Here is a 19,780-nt window from a genome sequence, read left to right on the forward strand (position 1 = left end):
CCCACGCATGACCGATACCTCGCGCGCGTTGCGCAACTGCCTCGCCCCGGCAAAGCTCAACCTTTTCCTGCACATCACGGGCCGCCGCCCGGACGGTTACCATTCACTGCAGACCGTGTTCCAGCTGCTCGACTGGGGCGACACGCTGCATTACGTGCGGCGCGACGACGGGATCGTCCATCGCGTCACCGAGGTGGCCGGCGTGCCCGAGGACGGCGACCTCGTGGTGCGCGCCGCGCGGCTGCTGCAGGCGCATACGGGCACCACGTTCGGCGTCGACATCGAGATCGACAAGGTGCTGCCGATGGGCGCCGGCCTCGGCGGCGGCAGCTCGGACGCGGCCACCACGCTGCTCGCGCTGAACCGCCTCTGGCAACTGGATCTGCCGCGCGCCGAACTGCAGGCGCTGGCGGTGAAACTGGGCGCCGACGTGCCGTTCTTCGTGTTCGGGAAAAATGCGTTCGCGGAGGGTATCGGAGAAGCATTGGAGCAGGTAGAATTGCCGACTCGCTGGTTCCTGGTTGTGACGCCTCGAGTTCACGTACCGACCGCCGAAATATTTTCGGATAAGTCGTTGACAAGAAATTCGAAGCCAATCACAATTACGGACTTTCTTGCACAGCAAAGCAGCAAGGGTTGGCCAGACAGCTTCGGTCAAAACGACATGCAGGCGGTTGTGACAAAGAAGTACGCGGAAGTTGCAAAGGTGGTCGAAGCGTTGTATGATTTGACCCCCGCGCGGATGACCGGCTCTGGAGCTAGCGTGTTTGCAGCGTTCAGCAGCAGGGACGAAGCAGAAGCGGCGCAAGCCGAACTGCCGGCCGGCTGGAACAGCGTAGTTACCGGAAGCCTGGGTACTCATCCCCTCTTTGCTTTCGCGTCATGAGTTTTGCTGCATCGGATGTCCTACACTTCCGGTGGAGTTCATAGTTGAGTGTAGGGGAGTCGCCAAGTTGGTCAAGGCACCGGATTTTGATTCCGGCATGCGAGGGTTCGAGTCCTTCCTCCCCTGCCATCGTTTCTTCTGTCATTCCCGCCCCCAGCCCGAAGCAGGTTCATGATGAGCAGCCATGACGGCCTGATGGTTTTCACTGGCAACGCAAACCCCGCGCTTGCACAGAAAGTCGTCGACAATCTCGGAATTCCTCTTGGCAAGGCCATGGTCAGCCGTTTCTCGGACGGCGAAATCCAGGTCGAAATCCAGGAAAACGTGCGCGGCAAGGATGTCTTCGTCCTGCAGTCGACCTGCGCACCAGCGAACGACAACCTGATGGAACTGATGATCATGGTCGATGCGCTCAAGCGCGCATCCGCAGGCCGGATCACCGCCGCCATCCCCTACTTCGGCTACGCACGTCAGGATCGCCGCCCGCGTTCGGCGCGCGTCGCGATCTCGGCGAAGATCGTCGCGAACATGCTGGAAATCGCCGGCGTCGAGCGGATCATCACGATGGATCTGCATGCCGACCAGATCCAGGGCTTCTTCGACATTCCCGTCGACAACATCTACGCCACGCCGATCCTGCTGGGTGACCTGCGCAAGCAGAACCACCCGGACCTGCTCGTCGTGTCGCCGGACGTCGGCGGCGTGGTGCGCGCTCGCGCGCTCGCCAAGCAGCTGAACTGCGATCTCGCGATCATCGACAAGCGTCGCCCGAAGGCGAACGTCGCCGAGGTGATGAACATCATCGGTGAAGTCGAAGGCCGCACCTGCGTGATCATGGACGACATGGTCGATACGGCAGGCACGCTCTGCAAGGCCGCGCAGGTGCTGAAGGAACGCGGCGCGAAGCGCGTGTTCGCCTACGCGACGCACCCGGTGCTGTCGGGCGGCGCGGCCGCCCGCATCGACGCGTCGGAGCTCGACGAGCTCGTCGTCACCGATACCATCCCGCTGTCGGCCGAGTCGCTCGGCTGCGCGAAGATCCGTGCGCTGTCGAGCGCCGATCTGCTCGCCGAAACGTTCGCGCGGATCCGCCGCGGCGATTCGGTGATGTCGCTGTTCGCCGAGTCCTGATCACGGCGCGGCGCTTCGCGTAGCGCCGCACGCCCGGCACGCGAACCACGACGTATCCGGTTGTACGCGAAAAGCGAAGCGTCCGCGCTTCGCTTTTTGCACATCGGCCCGGAAGGACGAAACCCGGGCCGCATCAAGGGCCGAAAGGCCCCATTACACTGCCTGGTCGCGGGCAGTCATTGGAGAAAGTCATGAAAGTCGTCGCTTTCGAGCGTACTCTGCAAGGTACGGGTGCGAGCCGCCGCCTGCGTAACACCGGCAAGACCACGGGTATCGTGTACGGCGGTGAAGCAGCCCCGCAAATGATCGAACTCGATCACAACGCCCTGTGGCACGCCCTGAAGAAGGAAGCGTTCCACTCGTCGATCCTCGATCTCGAAGTGGCCGGCAAGTCGCAAAGCGTCCTGCTGCGCGACGTGCAATACCACCCGTTCCGCCAGCTCGTGCTGCACGTGGACTTCCAGCGCGTCGATGCCTCGAAGAAGCTGCACACGAAGGTGCCGGTCCACTTCCTGAACGCGGAAGTCAGCCCGGCGGTGAAGCTGTCGAGCGCGGTCGTCTCGCACGTCATCACCGAACTCGACGTCGAGTGCCTGCCGTCGGCCCTGCCGGAATTCCTCGAAGTCGATCTGTCGAAGCTCGAGGCCGGCCAGTCGATCCACGCCAAGGACATCGCGCTGCCGAACGGCGTCGCGCTGGTGGCACACATCGACGCGGAAAACCCCGTGATCGCGACCGCCACGATCCCGGCCGGCGCCGTCTCGGACGAAGCCGCTGCCGGCGAAGGCGAAACGCCGGCTGCCTGAGCCGCGTTCGCACCGTCTCGACAACGGTCCGAAGCAACCCGCCGCGGCTCGCCCGGCGGGTTTTTTCATTGTTGCGGCCCATGCTGCTCACGCGGCCCGACCGGTCCCATCGACTTACTCATCATGATCAAACTGATCGTCGGACTCGGCAATCCCGGCGCTGAATACACGGCGACGCGCCACAACGCCGGCTTCTGGTGCGTCGACCAGCTCGCGCGCGAAGCCGGCACGACGCTGCGCGACGAGCGCCGCTTCCACGGCCATTACGCGAAGGCGCGCCTGTACGGCGAGGAAGTCCACCTGCTCGAACCGCAGACCTACATGAACCGCTCGGGGCAGTCGGTCGTCGCGGTCGCGCAGTTCTTCAAGATCCTGCCCGACGAGATCCTCGTCGCGCACGACGAACTCGACCTGCCGCCCGGCGCCGTGAAGCTCAAGCTCGGCGGCGGCAGCGGCGGCCACAACGGGCTAAAGGACATCTCCGCGCATCTGTCCTCGCAGCAGTACTGGCGGCTGCGGATCGGCATCGGCCATCCGCGCGACCTGATTCCCGAGGGTTCGCGCGCCGGCGCGAAACCCGACGTCGCGAACTTCGTGCTGAAGCCGCCGCGCCGCGAGGAACAGGACCTGATCGACGCGTCGATCGAGCGCGCGCTCGCGGTGATGCCGATCTTCGTGAAGGGCGAGGCCGAACGCGCCGTGATGCAGTTGCATCGCAATTCCGCCTAGCGCGGGCGCGCGCCGCGTTTTGCGCCACGCGCGCCCGGCGTGCGTTAATCTGCTCGTTTTCAGTCAGGAGTCCGTGGTGAGCCGTTATTGGAGCAACATCGTCGAGCAGCTCGTTCCGTATGTACCGGGCGAACAGCCCGCGCTCGCGAACCCCGTGAAGCTGAACACGAACGAGAACCCGTATCCGCCCTCGCCGCGTGTCGTCGAGGCGATCGCGCGCGAGATCGGCGCGGCCGGCGAAGCGCTGCGCCGCTACCCCGATCCGCTCGCGCGCCGGCTGCGCGAGACGGTGGCCGCCCATCACGGCCTCGCGCCGGAGCAGGTGTTCGTCGGCAACGGCTCGGACGAAGTGCTGGCCCACACGTTCCAGGCGCTGCTGAAACACGACCGGCCGATCCGCTTCCCCGACATCACCTACAGCTTCTATCCGACCTACGCGCGCCTGTACGGCGTCGAGTACGAGGCGGTGCCGCTCGCCGACGATCTCTCGATTCGCGTCGAGGACTACCTCGGCGGCAACGGCGGCGTGCTGTTCCCGAACCCGAACGCGCCGACCGGCCGCGCGCTGCCGCTCGCCGACGTCGAGCGGATCGTGGCCGGCAATCCGGATGCGGTGGTGGTCGACGAAGCCTATGTCGATTTCGGCGCCGAATCGGCGATCGCGCTGATCGACCGCCATCCGAATCTGCTGGTCGTGCACACGACCTCGAAGGCGCGCTCGCTGGCTGGCATGCGCGTCGGCTTCGCGTTCGGCCAGGCGTCGCTGATCGAGGCGCTGAACCGCGTGAAGGACAGCTTCAACTCGTATCCGCTCGACCGGCTCGCGCAGGTGGCCGCGCAGGCCGCTTATGAAGACCGCGAGTGGTTCGAGTCGAGCTGCGCGCGCGTGGTCGCGAGCCGCGCCCGGCTCAACGCGGCGCTCGGGGCGCTCGGCTTCGAGATCGTGCCGTCGGCGGCGAACTTCGTGTTCGCGCGCCATCCAGGGCACGACGCCGGCACGCTGGCCGCCGCGCTGAAGGCACGCGAGATCTTCGTGCGGCATTTCAAGTTGCCGCGCATCGACCAGTACCTGCGGATCACGGTCGGCACCGACGCCGAATGCGACGTGCTGGTGGACGCGTTGCGCGAGTTGCTCGGCTGAGGGAGGACGGCTCCGCTCGAGCGGAGTCCGGAGGAAAGACCGGCAGGCGCCCGCCCGACGGCGGATTCGGTGCCGGTGCGGCCGGGCAGGAACGGCTCCGATGCCGGACGCCCGACGCGCGGCGCGCCGTTACTGCGCGCCTGCCTCGCCGGCCGCGGCAACCAGCGCGTGATACTTGACCATCAGTTGATCTTGCGTCTCTGCATGCTGCGGATCGCGTGGAATGCACTCGACGGGGCAGACCTGCTGGCACTGCGGTTCGTCGAAATGGCCGACGCATTCGGTGCATTTGCCGGGGTCGATCACGTAGATGTCCGGGCCCATCGAGATCGCGCCGTTCGGGCACTCGGGCTCGCACACGTCGCAATTGATGCACTCGTCGGTAATCATCAAAGCCATGCTGGCACCAGCTTTCCTAGAAAAAACAACACATTATAACTTTTCGAGATCGCACGCGCGGGCCGCCGGCCCAGGCCATGCCGCGTGTGCGGGTATCGTGCCGCCGCCGCGCTACACGGCGCCGACATCGACGCGCTACCGTAACGGATCCGGACCATCCGCCGGCAATCACGGCCTAGCCGCATCCGCGCCGGCACGAAACCGATACGAAAACCCCTCGGCATGACCGGCGAATCCGGCGAAGCAGCACGCCGCGCCGCGTATTTCGTTACCATTCCCGCCGCGGCGCCGATTTCCGATGAAAATCCGGTTCCCGCCGCCCGCCCGGCACCGGGCAGCGAATCATATCAACCACAACGACCGAACTCATAAACAGGAGGAGACCCGTGATTTCCCGCATTTCCCGCTTCTTCACCCAGATCGTGCATCGGGTGCTGCCCGACCCGCTGATCTTCGCGATCTTTCTGACCGTCATCACCTTCGTGCTCGCGTTCTCGCTCACGCCGAAGGCACCCGCCGAACTCGTGCTGCTGTGGGGTAGCGGCTTCTGGAACCTGCTCGCGTTCACGATGCAGATGGCGCTAATCCTCGTGACCGGCCACGCGCTCGCCAGCTCCGGCCCGGTCAAGCGCCTGCTGGTCGCGCTCGCGAGCGCGCCGAAGACGCCGGCGCAGGGCGTGATGCTGGTCGCGTTCGTCGCCGGCGTGGCCTGCGCGATCAACTGGGGCTTCGGCCTCGTGCTCGGCGCGATGCTCGCGCGCGAGGTCGCGCGGCGCGTGCCGGGCTCCGACTACCGCCTGCTCGTCGCCTCGGCCTACATGGGCTTCCTGACCTGGCACGGCGGCCTGTCCGGCTCGGTGCCGCTGGTCGCCGCGACCAAGGGCAACCCGATGGAGAAGGTGATCGGCCTGATCCCGGTCTCGCAGACGCTGTTCACCGGCTACAACGCGTTCGTCACGATCGGCCTGATCGTGATGCTGCCGTTCCTCGCGCGGCTGATGATGCCGAAGCCCGACGAGGTGGTGACGGTCGATCCGAAGTTGCTCGAGGATCCGCCCAGCTTCGAGCGCAAGCTCGCGCCCGGCGCGACTTGGGCCGAGCGCATGGAGGAAAGCCGCCTGCTGTCGCTGCTGGTCGCGCTGCTGTGCCTGGTGTTCCTCGTGATCCGCACGCGCACCAAGGGCTTCACGCTCGACATCGATACCGTCAACCTGGTGTTCCTCGCCGCCGGCCTGGTGCTGCACCGCACGCCGATGGCCTATGCGCGCGCGATCGGCGCGGCCGCGCGCGGCGCGGGCTCGATCATGATCCAGTTCCCGTTCTATGCGGGCATCCAGGCGCTGATGGATCATTCGGGCCTGGCCGGCGTGATCACCAACTGGTTCGTCGACATCGCCAACGTCCACACGTTTCCGCTGCTCGCGTTCCTGAGCTCGGCCGTGATCAACTTCGCGGTGCCCTCGGGCGGCGGTCACTGGGTCGTGCAGGGGCCGTTCGTGATGCCGGCCGCGCAGGCGCTCGGCGCCGATCTCGGCAAGTCCGCGATGGCGATCGCCTACGGAGAGGCCTGGACCAACATGGCCCAGCCGTTCTGGGCGCTGCCCGCGCTCGCGATCGCCGGGCTCGGCGTGCGCGACATCATGGGCTACTGCGTGACGGCGCTGCTGTTCTCGGGCGTGGTGTTCGTCGCGGGGCTGTACCTGTTCTGAGTGAGCAGGCGGCCTCCCGATTACGGGAGGCCGGACCCGCGCGAACGCCGCACGGGTACTGGTCCGGAAAGGGGAAAAGGCGGGCCTGCCGGCGCGCCTCGCACCGCCCGGGCCGGGCGACTGCCGGCGCCGGAGCGCGAATGCGTGGAAGATGTCAGGCGGCCGGCGTCTGGCCCATCGCGGCCACTTTTTCCGTCAGCCATTTCTCGACCGACGGGAACACGAACTTGCTGACGTCGCCGCCCAGTTGCGCGATCTCGCGCACGATCGTGCCCGAGATGAACTGGTATTGATCGGACGGCGTCATGAACATGGTCTCGACGTCGGGCAGCAGATAGCGGTTCATGCCGGCCATCTGGAACTCGTACTCGAAATCGGACACGGCGCGCAGCCCGCGGACGATCACGCGTGCGTTGTTGGCGCGCACGAAATCCTTCAGGAGCCCGGTGAAGCCCATCACCTTCACGTTCGGGTAATGGCCGAGCACCTCGTTCGCGATCTTCAGGCGCTCCTCGAGCGAGAAGAACGGCTTCTTCGCCCGGCTGTCGGCCACGCCGACGACGAGCGTGTCAAAAATGCTCGATGCGCGCCGCACGAGATCCTCGTGCCCGCGCGTGAGCGGATCGAACGTACCCGGGTACACGGCGACTACCATGTCGCTCCTCCTGTGATCATGCGATTGGGGCGGCGGCGATACGGATCACGGCCGCCACCACGATGGGCGCGCGTCGCGCGTCGCGCGCGGCGCCTCGTTTGGAACGCGCATTATTCATCATTTTCGCGTTGCAGCAAATGATAGCGGACCGCGCCCGCCTTGCCCTCGCGCGTCACGGTCCAGCCCGCCAGCACCTCGCGGGCGGCGGGGTCGAGCGCGTCGCCCGACTCCACGTACAGGTGGCCGCCCGGCGCGACGAGCTTCACGGCCAGCGCGAGCGCGCGCTCGAACAGCTCGGCGTCGGCAAACGGCGGATCGAGGAACACCACGTCGAACGAGCCGGGCGCCAGGCCGGCCGCGAGCCGCAGCGCATCGGCCTCGGCCACCTCGACGGCGCGCGCCGAGAGCTTGTCGCGAATCACGCGCAGCTGCTCCGCGGCACGCGCGTTGCGCTCCACCATCACGACGCTTGCCGCGCCGCGCGAGGCGGCCTCGAAGCCGAGCGCGCCGGTGCCGGCGAACAGGTCGAGGCAGCGCCGGCCGTCGAGATCCTGGCCGAGCCAGTTGAACAGCGTCTCGCGCACGCGATCGGGCGTCGGGCGCAGCCCGTCGAGGTCGAGCACCGGCAGCGGCGTGCGCTTCCACTGGCCGCCGATGATGCGGATCGCGTGCGGCTTGCCGCGGCTGGCGCCGGCCGACGGGCGGGCGGAGGGCGAACGGGACATACGGAATCGGGTCGAACGGGACGAAACGGGTGGATCGGCGCGGCCCCGGGCCGCGAACAGGCGCACGTTACCACAGCCGGCGCAGCGCTTCGCCGCTGCCCGCGCGGCGCGCCTGATAAAATCTCCCGTTTCGGGCGCCGGCCACGGCCGCCGCGCTGCCGATCCCTCTTCCCCCAAGCCAGCAGACCATGTTCAGCTTCTTCAAACGATTGATCGGCTCGAAGGCCGACGACGCGTCGCAGGACGCGCCGGCGGCCGACGAGCAAGGCAGCGCGGCTCACGCGCCGGACCCGGCCGAAGATGCCGCCGCGCCCGCGCCGGCACACGCCGCCGAGCCGGCCACCGGGGCCGCTGTCGAGCCTGCTTCGGAACCGGCCCCCGCCACCGCCGACGCCTCACCCGCCAGCGCCGTCGAGATCGTGCCGCCGCCCGCGCCCGAACCGGCCGCGAAGAAATCCTGGATCGCGCGGCTGCGCTCGGGTCTCTCGAAGACGAGCACGAGCCTCACCAGCGTGTTCGTCAACACCAAGATCGACGACGAACTCTACGAGGAACTCGAGGCCGCGCTGCTGATGTCCGACGCCGGCATCGACGCGACCGAATACCTGCTCGGCACGCTGCGCGAGAAGGTGCGCGCCGAACGCCTGAGCGATCCGCTGCAGGTGAAGGCCGCGCTGCGCGCGCTGCTCGTCGACCTGCTCGAGCCGCTCGAGAAGTCGCTGATGCTGGGCCGCGCCCAGCCGCTCGTGATGATGATCGCGGGCGTCAACGGCGCCGGCAAGACCACCAGCATCGGCAAGCTCGCCAAGCACCTGCAGCAATTCGACCAGTCGGTGCTGCTGGCGGCCGGCGACACGTTCCGTGCCGCCGCGCGCGAGCAGCTCGCGATCTGGGGCGAGCGCAACAACGTGACGGTGGTGCAGCAGGAAAGCGGCGATCCGGCCGCCGTGATCTTCGACGCGGTCGGCGCCGCGCGCGCGCGCAAGATCGACGTGGTGATGGCCGACACCGCAGGCCGGCTGCCCACGCAGTTGCACCTGATGGAAGAACTGCGCAAGGTCAAGCGCGTGATCGGCAAGGCGCAGAGCGACGCGCCGCACGAGGTGCTGCTCGTGATCGACGCGAACACCGGACAGAACGCGCTCGCGCAGGTCAAGGCGTTCGACGACGCGCTGGGCCTCACCGGGCTCATCGTCACCAAGCTCGACGGCACCGCGAAGGGCGGCATTCTCGCCGCGATCGCGCGCCAGCGGCCGGTGCCCGTCTACTTCATCGGGGTCGGCGAGAAGGTCGAGGACCTGCAGCCGTTCAGCGCCGAGGAATTCGCCGACGCGCTGCTCGGCTGAGGCCGCGCGCGTCGTGCTTCACGGCCGGTGGGCGGCCATCGTGGCCGCCGCGGCCGGAGCGCCCCCATCAGGACGCTCCGGCGTCCTGTTTGGTTTGTTGTCCCGCTATTCGGCGTCCGGCTGCGCCTCCGGTGCCGCCGCGCGAAACGCGTCGAGCGTCATCGCGTGATCGTGGATCCGCACCAGCGTCGGATACGGCGCCAGGTCCACGCCGAAGCGCTGCGCGTTGTAGAGCTGCGGAATCAGGCAGCAGTCGGCAATCGTAGGCGTGTTGCCATACGCCAGCCGGCCGGTGCGCGGGTCGTTCGCGAGCCGCGTTTCGAGCGTCGCGAAGCCCTCCGTGATCCAGTGCCGGTACCAGGCGTTTTTCGCCTCGTCGGCCACGCCGAGCGTGCGTTTCAGGTAGCGCAGCACACGCAGGTTGTCGAGCGGATGGATCTCGCAGGCGATCTGCAGCGCGATCGCGCGCACGCAGGCGCGTTCGGCCGGCGCGCGCGGCAGCAGCGGCGGCTCGGGCGCGATCTCGTCGAGATACTCGATGATCGCGAGCGACTGCTGCCGCGTGGTGTCGCCGTCGACCAGGGTCGGCACCAGCGCGTCGGGATTCAGCGCGCGATAATCGTCGCGTAGCTGTTCGCCGCCGCCGCGCAGCATGTGGACGGCGCGATAGTCGAACGGCAGGCCTTTCAGGTGCAGCGCGATGCGCACGCGGTACGACGCCGAACTGCGGAAATAACCATACAGCTCCATCGCTTGCCCTCCTGCGGATAACGATCGCGTGTTGTGCCGACTGCGGTGCCGACCGCGGCGCCGCCGTCAGTGCCGGCTTCGGCCACGCCGACGCGCCGGCGGCACGGCGCCGGCGCGCTTGCAAGAATGCCGCAAATGCGATAATCAGTGGGCTTCCCGCATACCCAGGGCGGCCGCGCCGGACCGGCGCCGCGCCCAAGCCTCCACGCCTCGATGACCGACGCCGCCACCGCCCCCCAGACCGCCCCCTTTTCCTGCGCCCGCTTCATCAAGGAGATCGGCCGCGGCCCGCACGGCGCCCGCGCGCTATCACCCGAGGACACCTTCCAGCTGTATCAGGCGATGCTCGACGGCCGCGTGTCGGACGTGGAGCTCGGCGCCGTCTTGATCGCGTACCGGCTCAAGGGCGAGACGGCCGACGAACTGGCGGCGATGCTGGCCGCCGCACAGGCGTCGTTCGCGCCGCTGCGCGCGCCGGCCGGCGCCGCGCGGCCGGTGTCGATCCCGAGCTACAACGGCGCGCGCAAGCAGCCGAACCTGGTGCCGCTGCTCGCGCTGCTGCTGGCCCGCGAAGGCGTGCCGGTACTCGTGCATGGGGTCGCGACCGATCCGGGGCGCGTGACCAGCGCCGAGATCTTCACCGAACTCGCGATGCCGGCCGCCGCCTCGCATGCGGCCGCCGAACGCGCGCTGGCCGAACGGCGCGTCGCCTTCACGCCGCTCGAGGTGCTCGCGCCGAAGCTCGCGCGCCTGCTGGCGCTGCGCGGCGTGCTGGGCGTGCGCAACTCCACGCATACGCTGGTGAAGCTGCTGCAGCCGTTCGAGCCGCTCGGGCTGCGTCTCGTGAACTACACGCATCCGCCCTATCGCGACAGCCTCGCCCAACTGTTCAGCGAGCATCCGGACGCGGCGGCCGGCGGCGCGCTGCTCGCGCGCGGCACCGAGGGCGAGGCGGTGGCCGACACGCGCCGGCAGGTGCAAGTGGACTGGCTGCACGACGGGCGCTGCGAGACGCTGCTCGAACCGGAGCGCTCGTCGCCCGACGCGCCGCCCGTCGCGCTGCCCGAGTCGAAGGACGCGGCCACCACGGCAGCCTGGACCCGTGCCGTGCTCGACGGCGCCGTTCCCGTGCCCGACGCGCTCGCGCGCCAGGTCGAGACGATCCTGCGGATCGTGCGCGTCGAGGGCTGAACCAGGCGAGCGGCGGCGATCGCGGCCATCCCGGGCTCGCCGCCGCGCTGCCGACGCGAAACACGCGCACGAGACGCGGGCGATCCCGTCCTGGCATTTGACAACGCGGAACCACCCGCATTAAAGTTGTCGCCATGCGTTCCCTTCCGAACCCCCTCCGAATTACCTCCGGCCGCCTAGCGCGGTCGCTATCGCTACGACTAGCGTAACGCTGTCGTCGCGCCGTGCTTCCGGCACGGTCCCCCCTGAGCCGTTCCCGCAGTTCCTTCTCGTTTTTCGTAACCCGTAGTCGTCAGCCGTCGTCCGTCCATCCGTCGGGCGATCGCGAAGACCCGCCGCATGCCGTCCGCGAATTCGCGCGGCCCGTGCGCAGTCAACCGCCGATCCGGTTGCCGCCCCGTCTTCGCTCGCGACCGCAACGCCCCGAGGCCACCATGCAGCGCAACCCCGCCGACAAGTACCGCCCGTTCGAACCCGTTCGCCTCAACGGCCGCAAGTGGCCGTCCCGCACCCTCACGCAGGCGCCGATCTGGATGTCCACCGACCTGCGCGACGGCAACCAGTCGTTGATCGAGCCGATGAGCATCGAGCAGAAGCTCGAGTTCTTCGAGATGCTCGTCGCGATCGGCTTCAAGGAGATCGAGGTCGGCTTCCCGTCGGCCTCGCAGACCGATTTCGACTTCGTGCGCAAGCTGATCGACGAGCGGCGGATTCCCGAAGACGTGACGATCGAAGTGCTGGTGCAGTCGCGCGAGGACCTGATCGCGCGCACCTTCGAGGCGCTCGACGGCGTGCCGCGCGCGATCATCCACCTCTACAACGCGATCGCGCCGTCGTTCCGCAAGCTCGTGTTCGGCCTCTCGAAGGAGCAGGTGAAGGCGCTGGCGGTGGACGGCACGCGGATCATCAAGGCGCACGCGCAGGCGCGGCCGGACACGCACTGGACCTATCAGTACTCGCCCGAGACCTTCAGCATGGCCGAGCTGAGCTTCGCGCGCGAGGTCTGCGACGCGGTCGCCCAGACCTGGCGCCCGACGCGCGACCACAAGATAATCATCAACCTGCCGGCCACGGTCGAGGCCGCGACGCCGAACGTGTTCGCCGACCAGGTCGAGTGGATGGACCGCAACCTCGGCTATCGCGACAGCATCGTGCTGTCCGTGCATCCGCACAACGATCGCGGCACCGCGGTGGCCGCGACCGAGCTCGCGCTGCTGGCCGGCGCGGACCGCGTCGAGGGCTGCCTGTTCGGCAACGGCGAGCGCACCGGCAACGTCGATCTCGTCACGCTCGCGCTCAACCTCTACACGCAGGGCATCGACCCGGGCCTCGACTTCTCGGACATCGACGCGGTGCGCGCCGTGGTCGAGCGCTGCAACCAGTTGCCCGTGCATCCGCGCCATCCGTATGCGGGCGATCTCGTCTTCACGGCGTTCTCGGGCTCGCATCAGGACGCGATCCGCAAGGGCCTCGCGCGGCAGCGCGCCGACGCGCCCTGGGAAGTGCCGTACCTGCCGATCGATCCGGCCGACCTCGGCCGCGGCTACGACGCGGTGATCCGCGTCAACAGCCAGTCCGGCAAGGGCGGCGCCACCTACCTGCTCGAACGCGGCATGGGCTTCGCGCCGCCGCGCCGCGTGCAGATCGAGTTCAGCCACGCGGTGCAGGCGGTGGCCGACCGCTCCGGCGAGGAAGTCACGGGCGAGGCGGTCTGCGCGCTGTTCCGCCGCGAGTACCTGGAAACCAGCGGGCCGGCCGCACGCGTCGGCAGCGCGATGACCTGGGAGCGGCGCGAGATCGCTCCCGGCGGCCCGCTCACGGGCGACACGCCGGAAGTGATCGCCGCGCATGTGGCGACGGCATTCTCCGGCGCGGCCGGCGCGACGGTCGAAGTGGTATCGGTCGAGGCGCTGCGCGGCCGCGACGGCCGCAGCGCGGTGTTCGTCGGCGCGCGGCTCGGCGGCTCGGCACTGCGCTACGGGGTGGGGATTCACGAGGAACCGGCCGTGGCCGCCGTCGACGCGGTTACGAGCGCGCTCAACCGCTCCGGCTGGCATTGCTCGGATCACCGCGCCGCGGCCTGAGGCGCGCGGGTCGGGCGGCAGCAGGCCTCACCGTCCGGCCCGGCCGCATGCGCCGCGCCACCGCCCCGTCCCGTCCCGCGAGATCCGCGGCGCACGGGCGCAAAAAGGGCGGCCCGACAGGCCGCCCCGGAAGGAACCGACAAGGATGCCACCCGCATCCGGCAACGGCCTCGCGACCCGCGAAGCCTAGATTTCGGTGGCGCAGCGCGTCGCGTGCCACGCCAGCAGGCGCCAGCGGCCCTGCTCCTGAGCCTGCAGCGCGGTGTAGGCCACCGGGAACACGATGCCGCCGTTGTTGGCCTCCAGTTCGACGATCAGGCGCCCCGTCACGACGAACGCCTCTCCGCCGATCGGCATCACGTCCTGGGTCTGCACCTCGATCTGGCGGTAGCGGCGGCGGCCGGCGACGATCGCGTCGATGAGCTGCTGCTTCGATTCGCGCTTGCCGTTCGTATGCACGTAATAGGCGCTGTCGGACAGCAGTGCATCGAGCGCCTCGCCGTCGCCTTCGACCATCGCGCGGAACCGGTCACGTTCGAGCGCGCGAATCGCATCGATCATCTTCGCCACCATCGCCGTACTCCCAGGCCCCGCGCGCGCCGCGCGTGCCGCTTAGAAGTTGTACTGCAGATAGATCTGGCTGAAATTTATACCAGGATTCGGATCTTTGATACTGGCGTTCGACTCGTGCTGGAAACGGAAGCCGGCCAGATACTGCTGGCGGCTGCCGAACTGCGCGCCCACCCCGACCATGTCGGCGAACTGGAACGCCGTCGACATCGTGTAGTCGGTAGCGATGTGCGGATGCGTGAGCAGGCGCACGCCGACGCCGGCCTCGAAGAACGGTCGCACGTAGCCGGTGCGCTTGATGAAGCGGAACACCGGCGTGACCCCGAATTCGCCGATGTTCGAATTGACCGCGTGGTCTCCGCCGTAGTGCCAATACGCCGCATGACCTTCGGCGACGAACGTGAAATGCCAGTCGCCGACCTGCCACCACGACCAGCCCGGATCCCAGACGATGCCGAGGTCTGCCTTCTTCATGTCGTGGTCGGCGATACCGCCCGCCACCTGCACACCCCAGCGATCGGCGAATGCGGCATTGCATCCGCCCGACAGTGTCAGCGCCAGCGCCATGCCGGCCAGCCACCGTCCCGTCCTGAGATTCTTCTTGTTATGCATCCTTTACTCCAGATTCCGGGGTTGAATGGAGCGCCACCGCAAGCCATCACGGCTGGCTCAAAAAACGAACTGCATATTATGGTAAAGGACTTTTCCGATCGGCATCGTTGAACGAAATGGTTTGCTTCGCAAACGACAAGAATCGAAAACGTCTCCCGCAAATCTCACCAAAACACGTCGATTTGAATACGAGTTGACCCTGGCGACATACAAAAACTATCAAAATATATTCATCAATAGCTCATCGGGAACTCGAATGGCCCTTTCCCCTCTAAGTGTTTAGCACTCGCTTGGCGAGAGTGCTAAGATAGCCCGGTGGAATCGCCTTGTTACGGGGCTCGTCCCTGATTCCAAAGGAGTTTATGTGAGCAACGCTCTGACCCTTCCGAATACCCTCGGCTCGATGCCGGCGAAGGCCTCCCCGGCAGGCGCGCTCGCGCTCGCCTCGAATTCGATGCTGCCTGGCCAGCTGGGCAACATCGACGCCTACATCCAGGCCGTGAACCGGATCCCGATGCTGACGCCCGAGGAAGAGCGTCAGTATGCGACGGAATTCCGCGATCAGCAGAATCTCGAATCGGCCCGCCGGCTGGTGCTCTCGCACCTGCGCCTGGTGGTGTCGATCGCACGCAACTATCTCGGTTACGGCCTGCCGCACGGCGACCTGATCCAGGAAGGCAACATCGGCCTGATGAAGGCCGTCAAGCGCTTCGATCCGGACCAGAACGTGCGGCTCGTCTCGTATGCGATCCACTGGATCAAGGCCGAGATCCACGAATACATCCTGCGCAACTGGCGCATGGTGAAGGTCGCCACCACGAAGGCGCAGCGCAAGCTGTTCTTCAACCTGCGCAGCCACAAGAAAGGCATGCAGGCGATGACGCCCGAGGAAATCGACGGTCTCGCGCAGGAGCTGAACGTCAAGCGCGAGGACGTGGCCGAAATGGAAACGCGTCTGTCGGGCGGCGACATCGCGCTCGAAGGGCAGGTGGAGGACGGCGAGGAATCGTTCGCGCCGATCGCCTACCTGGCCGACTCGCACAACGAGCCGACCTCGGTGATCGCCTCGCGCCAGCGCGACCGTCTGCAGACGGAAGGCATCTCGGAAGCACTCGAATCGCTCGACGCGCGCAGCCGCCGCATCATCGAGGCGCGCTGGCTGAACGTCGACGACGACGGCTCCGGCGGCTCGACGCTGCACGACCTCGCGGCCGAGTTCGGCGTGTCGGCCGAACGCATCCGCCAGATCGAGGCCAGTGCGATGAAGAAGATGCGCGCGGCGCTGGCCGCCTACGCCTGATACGCGCCGCCGGCACCGGCGGCAGCGTCCGGCTTTCAAGCTCCGAAGTTCAAGGCCCGCGGTGGCAACACCGCGGGCCTTTCTCTTGATGGTGCGCTCCCCCCTCCCCCGCACTACCTGTTTCGCCGATCGGTCGGCGTCCCTCCCGGCGCGTGATGCCAATCGTCGCACTATTGCACTCGACGCTGACAAGCTCAGGATCGCGAACTATAAATACAATCAGCACTTGTCCCCGCGATTTACCGCAAATCAGGTGCTCAGCGCGCCGCTCAATCGACATTTGAGTCACATCAAACCGTAGAGCCAGTTTTGCGACCGTCTGCCGCATCGAGGCGGTCAATTATCGCAGCGCACAATTTTAAAATTGCAGTGCTGCAGTTGACCTAAATCGGCGATTTTTCACCGGTTCGTCTTCCTCACTTTCGAGCGTCACCCACACGATCATGCCGCTGATCCTCACCCGCAAATCCGCGCCTCGCGACGGACCGCCGTCCTTGCGCGCGCGCTTCATCTCCTGGACGAAAGGCCCCACGCTGATTCGCGATATATCGGTCGTGCTGGCCATCAAGCTGGTCCTGTTGATGACGCTCAAATACGCGTTCTTCAATCATCCACAAGCGGAGCACATGTCGCTGCCAGTCGCCGCGGTCGCCGCGCAACTGCTCGGGACGACCGCCGTCCACACTTCCACCGGGGACCACCATGATCAGCAGTGAAGTCGTCGATCTATCACGCCTGCAATTCGGCGTCACCGCGCTTTACCATTTCCTGTTCGTTCCGCTCACGCTCGGCATGTCCTGGCTGCTCGTCATCATGGAAGCCGTCTACGTGATGACCGGCAAGCAGGTCTACAAGGACATGACGCAGTTCTGGGGCAAGCTGTTCGGCATCAATTTCGCGATGGGCGTGACCACCGGCATCACGCTCGAATTCCAGTTCGGCACCAACTGGTCCTACTACTCGCACTACGTCGGCGACATCTTCGGCGTGCCGCTCGCCGTCGAAGGGCTGATGGCGTTCTTCCTCGAATCGACCTTCGTCGGGCTGTTCTTCTTCGGCTGGAACCGGCTCTCGAAGGTCAAGCACCTGATCGTCACGTTCCTCGTCGCGCTCGGCTCGAACCTGTCGGCGCTCTGGATCCTGGTGGCGAACGGCTGGATGAACAACCCGGTCGGCGCGCAGTTCAACTACCAGACCATGCGCATGGAGCTGGCGAGCCTGTCCGACGTGCTGTTCAACCCGGTCGCGCAGGTCAAGTTCGTGCATACGGTCTCGGCCGGCTACGTGACGGCCTCGATGTTCGTGCTCGGCATCTCGTCGTGGTACCTGCTGCGTCGCCGCGACACCGCGTTCGCGCTGCGCTCGTTCGCGGTGGCGGCCGGCTTCGGCCTCGCCTCGGCGCTCTGCGTGATCGTGCTCGGCGACGAGTCCGGCTACACCACCGGCGAAGTGCAGCAGGTGAAGCTCGCCGCGATCGAATCGGAATGGGATACGGCGCCGGCGCCGGCCGCGTTCACCGTGTTCGGCATCCCGAACCAGGAAACGCAGCGCACCGACTACGCGATCCGGATCCCGTATGCGCTCGGCCTGATCGCGACGCGCTCGATCGACGAACCGGTGGTGGGCCTCAACGACCTGATCAAGCGCAGCGAGGATCACATCCGCAGCGGCATGGTCGCCTACCAGGCGCTGCAGAAGCTCAAGTCCGGCGACACCAGCGAAGCCACCCGCGCGCAGTTCGACGCGCACAAGGCCTATCTCGGCTACGGGCTGATGCTCAAGCAGTTCACCGCGAACGTGACCGATGCCACGCCGCAGCAGATCGCCGAAGCCGCGAAGAAGACGATCCCGCCCGTGGCGCCCGTGTTCTTCTCGTTCCGTCTGATGGTGCTGTTCGGCTTCCTGCTGCTCGCCACCTTCGTGCTCGCGTTCTGGTTCTCGCTGCGGCGCGACCTGCTGCAGCCGAAGCGCCGCTGGTTCCTGCGCTGGGCCGTCTGGGCGATCCCGCTGCCGTGGCTCGCGGCCGAGTTCGGCTGGGTGGTCGCGGAAGTCGGGCGCCAGCCGTGGACCATCGCCGGCATCCTGCCGACCCATCTGTCCGCGTCGAGCCTCGTGTCGAGCGACCTGTACCTGAGCATCGCCGGCTTCGTCGCGTTCTACACCGCACTGTTCGTGATCGAGATCACGCTGATGTTCAAGTACGCGCGGCTCGGGCCGTCGTCGCTGCACACCGGGCGTTATCACCACGAGCAGCAGGCCGCCGGCTCGGCCGCCTGACGCGCGCCGCTTCACCGAACCCCGACAAGGAATCGTTATGGACTACGCTACTCTGAAGGTGATCTGGTGGGTGCTGGTCGGCACGCTGCTGATCGGCTTCGCGCTTACCGACGGCTTCGACATGGGCGCCACCGCGCTGCTGCCGTTCCTCGGCAAGAACGACGACGAGCGCCGCATCATCGTCAACACGGTCGGCGCGACCTGGGAAGGCAACCAGGTCTGGCTGATCACGGCCGGCGGCGCGATGTTCGCGGCCTGGCCGCTGGTGTACGCGGCCTCGTTTTCGGGCTTCTACTTCGCGATGCTGCTGGTGCTGTTCGCGCTGTTCTTCCGGCCGGTCGGCTTCGACTTCCGCAGCAAGCGCACCGATCCGCGCTGGCGCAGCGGCTGGGACTGGGGCCTCTTCATCGGCGGCTTCGTGCCGGCGCTGGTGTTCGGCGTGGCGTTCGGCAACCTGCTGGAAGGCGTGCCGTTCGCGTTCGACAGCGATCTGCGCGTGACCTACACGGGCAGCTTCTGGGCCCTGCTCAACCCGTTCGCGCTGCTCTGCGGGCTGGTCTCGCTGACGATGCTGCTCGCGCACGGCGCCGCGTTCATCCGCATGAAGACCGACGGCGTGATCGCGCAGCGCGCGGGCCGCGCCCTGCGTCTGAGCGCGCTGGCCGCGGTGGTGCTGTTCGCGATCGCCGGCGCGCTGGTCGCCTCGTCGATCGGCGGCTATCACATCACGCAGGCCGCCCCGCTCGACACCGTCGCGAACCCGCTGATGAAGCAGGTGGCGGCCGGCCACGGGCTCTGGCTCGCGAACTACGGCACCTATCCGTGGATGATCGTCGCGCCGGTGATCGCGTTCGCGGGCGGCCTGCTGGCCGCGCTGCTGGCCGCCTCGCGGCGCGAAAAGACGGCCTTCGTGGCAACCGGGCTGATGATCGTCGGCGTGATCCTGACGGCCGGCTTCTCGATGTTCCCGTTCATCATGCCGTCCTCGCTCGATCCGCGCAGCAGCCTGACCGTCTGGGACTCGACCTCGAGCCACCTGACGCTCGAGGTCATGCTGGGCGCCGTGATCGTGTTCCTGCCGCTGGTGCTGCTCTACACGGGCTGGGTCTACCGCGTGATGCGCGGCAAGGTCACCTCGCAGGTGCTCAACGACAACCACCATACGCTGTACTGACCGGCGCGCCGGGCGCCCGCCGCCCGGCCGCTCACCCGAACCCCATTCTTCCGGAGCCCGACACATGTGGTACTTCACCTGGATTCTCGGCATCGGCGTCGCGCTGTCGTTCGGCGTGATCAACGCGATGTGGCTCGAATCGCACGAGGCGCATGAAGCGCTCGACGCGCGCAAACCCGGCAGCGATCGCTGATCGCCGGCCACGGTGGCGCGCCCCCGCGCGTGCGGCCGTCACCGCCATGAAAAAACGGCGCCCGAGGGCGCCGTTTTTGCTGGCCGCGCGGCAGGCGCCGCG

The 19,780-nt window shown here is 67.2% G+C and carries 21 protein-coding genes and 1 tRNA gene; 16 read left to right on the forward strand and 6 right to left on the reverse strand.

Features of this window, described 5'->3' with window-relative positions; translation table 11 throughout:
- The first annotated feature begins 7 nt into the window (after window positions 1–7).
- From ispE to hisC, 6 genes are all read left to right on the forward strand, one after another.
- Window positions 8–886 (forward strand): 4-(cytidine 5'-diphospho)-2-C-methyl-D-erythritol kinase, encoded by an 879-nt coding sequence (ispE, locus tag bpln_RS16155; protein WP_055139276.1) that lies wholly within the window; start codon window positions 8–10, stop codon window positions 884–886.
- A 52-nt stretch (window positions 887–938) separates the two neighbouring features.
- Window positions 939–1,015: transfer RNA gene (locus bpln_RS16160), tRNA-Gln, on the forward strand.
- A 45-nt stretch (window positions 1,016–1,060) separates the two neighbouring features.
- A complete protein-coding gene (locus bpln_RS16165) occupies window positions 1,061–2,017 on the forward strand; it encodes a ribose-phosphate pyrophosphokinase (RefSeq protein WP_042626761.1) in 957 nt (318 codons plus the stop codon).
- Window positions 2,018–2,208: 191 nt separating this feature from the next.
- On the forward strand, window positions 2,209–2,823 hold the full coding sequence (locus bpln_RS16170; RefSeq protein WP_042626047.1) for a 50S ribosomal protein L25/general stress protein Ctc: 615 nt from the start codon (window positions 2,209–2,211) through the stop codon (window positions 2,821–2,823).
- Between the two features lie 123 nt (window positions 2,824–2,946).
- Window positions 2,947–3,552 carry an aminoacyl-tRNA hydrolase gene (pth, locus tag bpln_RS16175; protein WP_055139277.1) on the forward strand — a complete coding sequence of 202 codons (606 nt, stop codon included), beginning with the start codon at window positions 2,947–2,949 and terminating at the stop codon, window positions 3,550–3,552.
- A 76-nt stretch (window positions 3,553–3,628) separates the two neighbouring features.
- On the forward strand, window positions 3,629–4,693 hold the full coding sequence (hisC, locus tag bpln_RS16180) for a histidinol-phosphate transaminase (RefSeq protein ID WP_055139278.1): 1,065 nt from the start codon (window positions 3,629–3,631) through the stop codon (window positions 4,691–4,693).
- Window positions 4,694–4,822: 129 nt separating this feature from the next.
- On the opposite strand, the gene bpln_RS16185 is transcribed toward hisC, so the two are convergent.
- Window positions 4,823–5,092 carry a YfhL family 4Fe-4S dicluster ferredoxin gene (locus bpln_RS16185; RefSeq protein ID WP_042626050.1) on the reverse strand — a complete coding sequence of 90 codons (270 nt, stop codon included), beginning with the start codon at window positions 5,090–5,092 and terminating at the stop codon, window positions 4,823–4,825.
- A 222-nt stretch (window positions 5,093–5,314) separates the two neighbouring features.
- Between bpln_RS16185 and bpln_RS36735 the strand changes: the two genes are divergently transcribed.
- Both bpln_RS36735 and bpln_RS16190 read left to right on the forward strand, forming a co-directional pair.
- Window positions 5,315–5,464: a hypothetical protein gene (locus bpln_RS36735; RefSeq protein WP_158336071.1), complete on the forward strand. Its 150-nt coding sequence runs from the start codon at window positions 5,315–5,317 to the stop codon at window positions 5,462–5,464.
- Window positions 5,465–5,478: 14 nt separating this feature from the next.
- The gene (locus bpln_RS16190) at window positions 5,479–6,801 is read left to right on the forward strand and encodes a TIGR00366 family protein (protein ID WP_042626051.1); all 1,323 of its coding nucleotides are present in this window, start codon (window positions 5,479–5,481) and stop codon (window positions 6,799–6,801) included.
- 154 nt (window positions 6,802–6,955) lie between these two features.
- Here bpln_RS16190 and coaD read toward each other — a convergent pair whose 3' ends face one another.
- Entirely contained in the window at window positions 6,956–7,456 is a 501-nt protein-coding gene (gene coaD / locus bpln_RS16195) for a pantetheine-phosphate adenylyltransferase (protein ID WP_042626052.1), read from the reverse strand.
- Between the two features lie 110 nt (window positions 7,457–7,566).
- A complete protein-coding gene (rsmD, locus tag bpln_RS16200) occupies window positions 7,567–8,181 on the reverse strand; it encodes a 16S rRNA (guanine(966)-N(2))-methyltransferase RsmD (protein WP_055139279.1) in 615 nt (204 codons plus the stop codon).
- A gap of 188 nt (window positions 8,182–8,369) precedes the next feature.
- Here rsmD and ftsY point away from each other — a divergent pair, with 188 nt between their 5' ends.
- Complete coding sequence (gene ftsY / locus bpln_RS16205) at window positions 8,370–9,527, forward strand: signal recognition particle-docking protein FtsY (protein ID WP_055139280.1); 1,158 nt, start codon at window positions 8,370–8,372, stop codon at window positions 9,525–9,527.
- A 105-nt stretch (window positions 9,528–9,632) separates the two neighbouring features.
- Here the strand turns inward: ftsY and maiA are convergent, their stop codons facing one another.
- Window positions 9,633–10,277 carry a maleylacetoacetate isomerase gene (maiA, locus tag bpln_RS16210; protein WP_055139281.1) on the reverse strand — a complete coding sequence of 215 codons (645 nt, stop codon included), beginning with the start codon at window positions 10,275–10,277 and terminating at the stop codon, window positions 9,633–9,635.
- Window positions 10,278–10,490: 213 nt separating this feature from the next.
- On the opposite strand from maiA, the gene ybiB reads away from it, so the two are divergent.
- Window positions 10,491–11,468: a DNA-binding protein YbiB gene (gene ybiB / locus bpln_RS16215; RefSeq protein ID WP_055139282.1), complete on the forward strand. Its 978-nt coding sequence runs from the start codon at window positions 10,491–10,493 to the stop codon at window positions 11,466–11,468.
- A 434-nt stretch (window positions 11,469–11,902) separates the two neighbouring features.
- The gene (gene leuA / locus bpln_RS16220; RefSeq protein WP_055139283.1) at window positions 11,903–13,552 is read left to right on the forward strand and encodes a 2-isopropylmalate synthase; all 1,650 of its coding nucleotides are present in this window, start codon (window positions 11,903–11,905) and stop codon (window positions 13,550–13,552) included.
- 186 nt (window positions 13,553–13,738) lie between these two features.
- Here the strand turns inward: leuA and bpln_RS16225 are convergent, their stop codons facing one another.
- Complete coding sequence (locus bpln_RS16225; protein WP_042626058.1) at window positions 13,739–14,125, reverse strand: nuclear transport factor 2 family protein; 387 nt, start codon at window positions 14,123–14,125, stop codon at window positions 13,739–13,741.
- Window positions 14,126–14,164: 39 nt separating this feature from the next.
- The gene (locus tag bpln_RS16230; protein WP_042626059.1) at window positions 14,165–14,734 is read right to left on the reverse strand and encodes an acyloxyacyl hydrolase; all 570 of its coding nucleotides are present in this window, start codon (window positions 14,732–14,734) and stop codon (window positions 14,165–14,167) included.
- A 364-nt stretch (window positions 14,735–15,098) separates the two neighbouring features.
- Here bpln_RS16230 and rpoH point away from each other — a divergent pair, with 364 nt between their 5' ends.
- From rpoH to cydX, 5 genes are all read left to right on the forward strand, one after another.
- Window positions 15,099–16,034: an RNA polymerase sigma factor RpoH gene (gene rpoH, locus bpln_RS16235; RefSeq protein ID WP_042626060.1), complete on the forward strand. Its 936-nt coding sequence runs from the start codon at window positions 15,099–15,101 to the stop codon at window positions 16,032–16,034.
- A 443-nt stretch (window positions 16,035–16,477) separates the two neighbouring features.
- Window positions 16,478–16,750 (forward strand): cytochrome oxidase putative small subunit CydP, encoded by a 273-nt coding sequence (cydP, locus tag bpln_RS16240; protein ID WP_042626061.1) that lies wholly within the window; start codon window positions 16,478–16,480, stop codon window positions 16,748–16,750.
- Complete coding sequence (locus bpln_RS16245) at window positions 16,737–18,311, forward strand: cytochrome ubiquinol oxidase subunit I (RefSeq protein ID WP_042626062.1); 1,575 nt, start codon at window positions 16,737–16,739, stop codon at window positions 18,309–18,311. The genes cydP and bpln_RS16245 overlap by 14 nt, the downstream gene beginning before the upstream one ends.
- A gap of 37 nt (window positions 18,312–18,348) precedes the next feature.
- Window positions 18,349–19,485 (forward strand): cytochrome d ubiquinol oxidase subunit II, encoded by a 1,137-nt coding sequence (gene cydB / locus bpln_RS16250; protein ID WP_042626063.1) that lies wholly within the window; start codon window positions 18,349–18,351, stop codon window positions 19,483–19,485.
- A gap of 64 nt (window positions 19,486–19,549) precedes the next feature.
- Window positions 19,550–19,678 (forward strand): cytochrome bd-I oxidase subunit CydX, encoded by a 129-nt coding sequence (gene cydX, locus bpln_RS16255; RefSeq protein ID WP_042626064.1) that lies wholly within the window; start codon window positions 19,550–19,552, stop codon window positions 19,676–19,678.
- Window positions 19,679–19,780 lie beyond the last annotated feature (102 nt).

The sequence above is a fragment of the Burkholderia plantarii genome (assembly GCF_001411805.1).
Taxonomy (GTDB): domain Bacteria; phylum Pseudomonadota; class Gammaproteobacteria; order Burkholderiales; family Burkholderiaceae; genus Burkholderia; species Burkholderia plantarii.

What these genes read in the sequence shown, in the direction of transcription:
- bpln_RS16170 (WP_042626047.1), top strand. Translation starts at nt 2,209, where the DNA reads ATGAAAGTCGTCGCTTTCGAGCGTACTCTGCAAGGTACGGGTGCGAGC.
- rsmD (WP_055139279.1), bottom strand. Translation starts at nt 8,181, where the DNA reads ATGTCCCGTTCGCCCTCCGCCCGCCCGTCGGCCGGCGCCAGCCGCGGC.
- leuA (WP_055139283.1), top strand. Translation starts at nt 11,903, where the DNA reads ATGCAGCGCAACCCCGCCGACAAGTACCGCCCGTTCGAACCCGTTCGC.
- bpln_RS16230 (WP_042626059.1), bottom strand. Translation starts at nt 14,734, where the DNA reads ATGCATAACAAGAAGAATCTCAGGACGGGACGGTGGCTGGCCGGCATG.
- bpln_RS16185 (WP_042626050.1), bottom strand. Translation starts at nt 5,092, where the DNA reads ATGGCTTTGATGATTACCGACGAGTGCATCAATTGCGACGTGTGCGAG.
- bpln_RS16245 (WP_042626062.1), top strand. Translation starts at nt 16,737, where the DNA reads ATGATCAGCAGTGAAGTCGTCGATCTATCACGCCTGCAATTCGGCGTC.
- bpln_RS16225 (WP_042626058.1), bottom strand. Translation starts at nt 14,125, where the DNA reads ATGGTGGCGAAGATGATCGATGCGATTCGCGCGCTCGAACGTGACCGG.
- ftsY (WP_055139280.1), top strand. Translation starts at nt 8,370, where the DNA reads ATGTTCAGCTTCTTCAAACGATTGATCGGCTCGAAGGCCGACGACGCG.
- maiA (WP_055139281.1), bottom strand. Translation starts at nt 10,277, where the DNA reads ATGGAGCTGTATGGTTATTTCCGCAGTTCGGCGTCGTACCGCGTGCGC.
- cydX (WP_042626064.1), top strand. Translation starts at nt 19,550, where the DNA reads ATGTGGTACTTCACCTGGATTCTCGGCATCGGCGTCGCGCTGTCGTTC.
- ybiB (WP_055139282.1), top strand. Translation starts at nt 10,491, where the DNA reads ATGACCGACGCCGCCACCGCCCCCCAGACCGCCCCCTTTTCCTGCGCC.
- coaD (WP_042626052.1), bottom strand. Translation starts at nt 7,456, where the DNA reads ATGGTAGTCGCCGTGTACCCGGGTACGTTCGATCCGCTCACGCGCGGG.
- bpln_RS36735 (WP_158336071.1), top strand. Translation starts at nt 5,315, where the DNA reads ATGACCGGCGAATCCGGCGAAGCAGCACGCCGCGCCGCGTATTTCGTT.
- cydP (WP_042626061.1), top strand. Translation starts at nt 16,478, where the DNA reads ATGCCGCTGATCCTCACCCGCAAATCCGCGCCTCGCGACGGACCGCCG.
- ispE (WP_055139276.1), top strand. Translation starts at nt 8, where the DNA reads ATGACCGATACCTCGCGCGCGTTGCGCAACTGCCTCGCCCCGGCAAAG.
- bpln_RS16165 (WP_042626761.1), top strand. Translation starts at nt 1,061, where the DNA reads ATGAGCAGCCATGACGGCCTGATGGTTTTCACTGGCAACGCAAACCCC.
- pth (WP_055139277.1), top strand. Translation starts at nt 2,947, where the DNA reads ATGATCAAACTGATCGTCGGACTCGGCAATCCCGGCGCTGAATACACG.
- cydB (WP_042626063.1), top strand. Translation starts at nt 18,349, where the DNA reads ATGGACTACGCTACTCTGAAGGTGATCTGGTGGGTGCTGGTCGGCACG.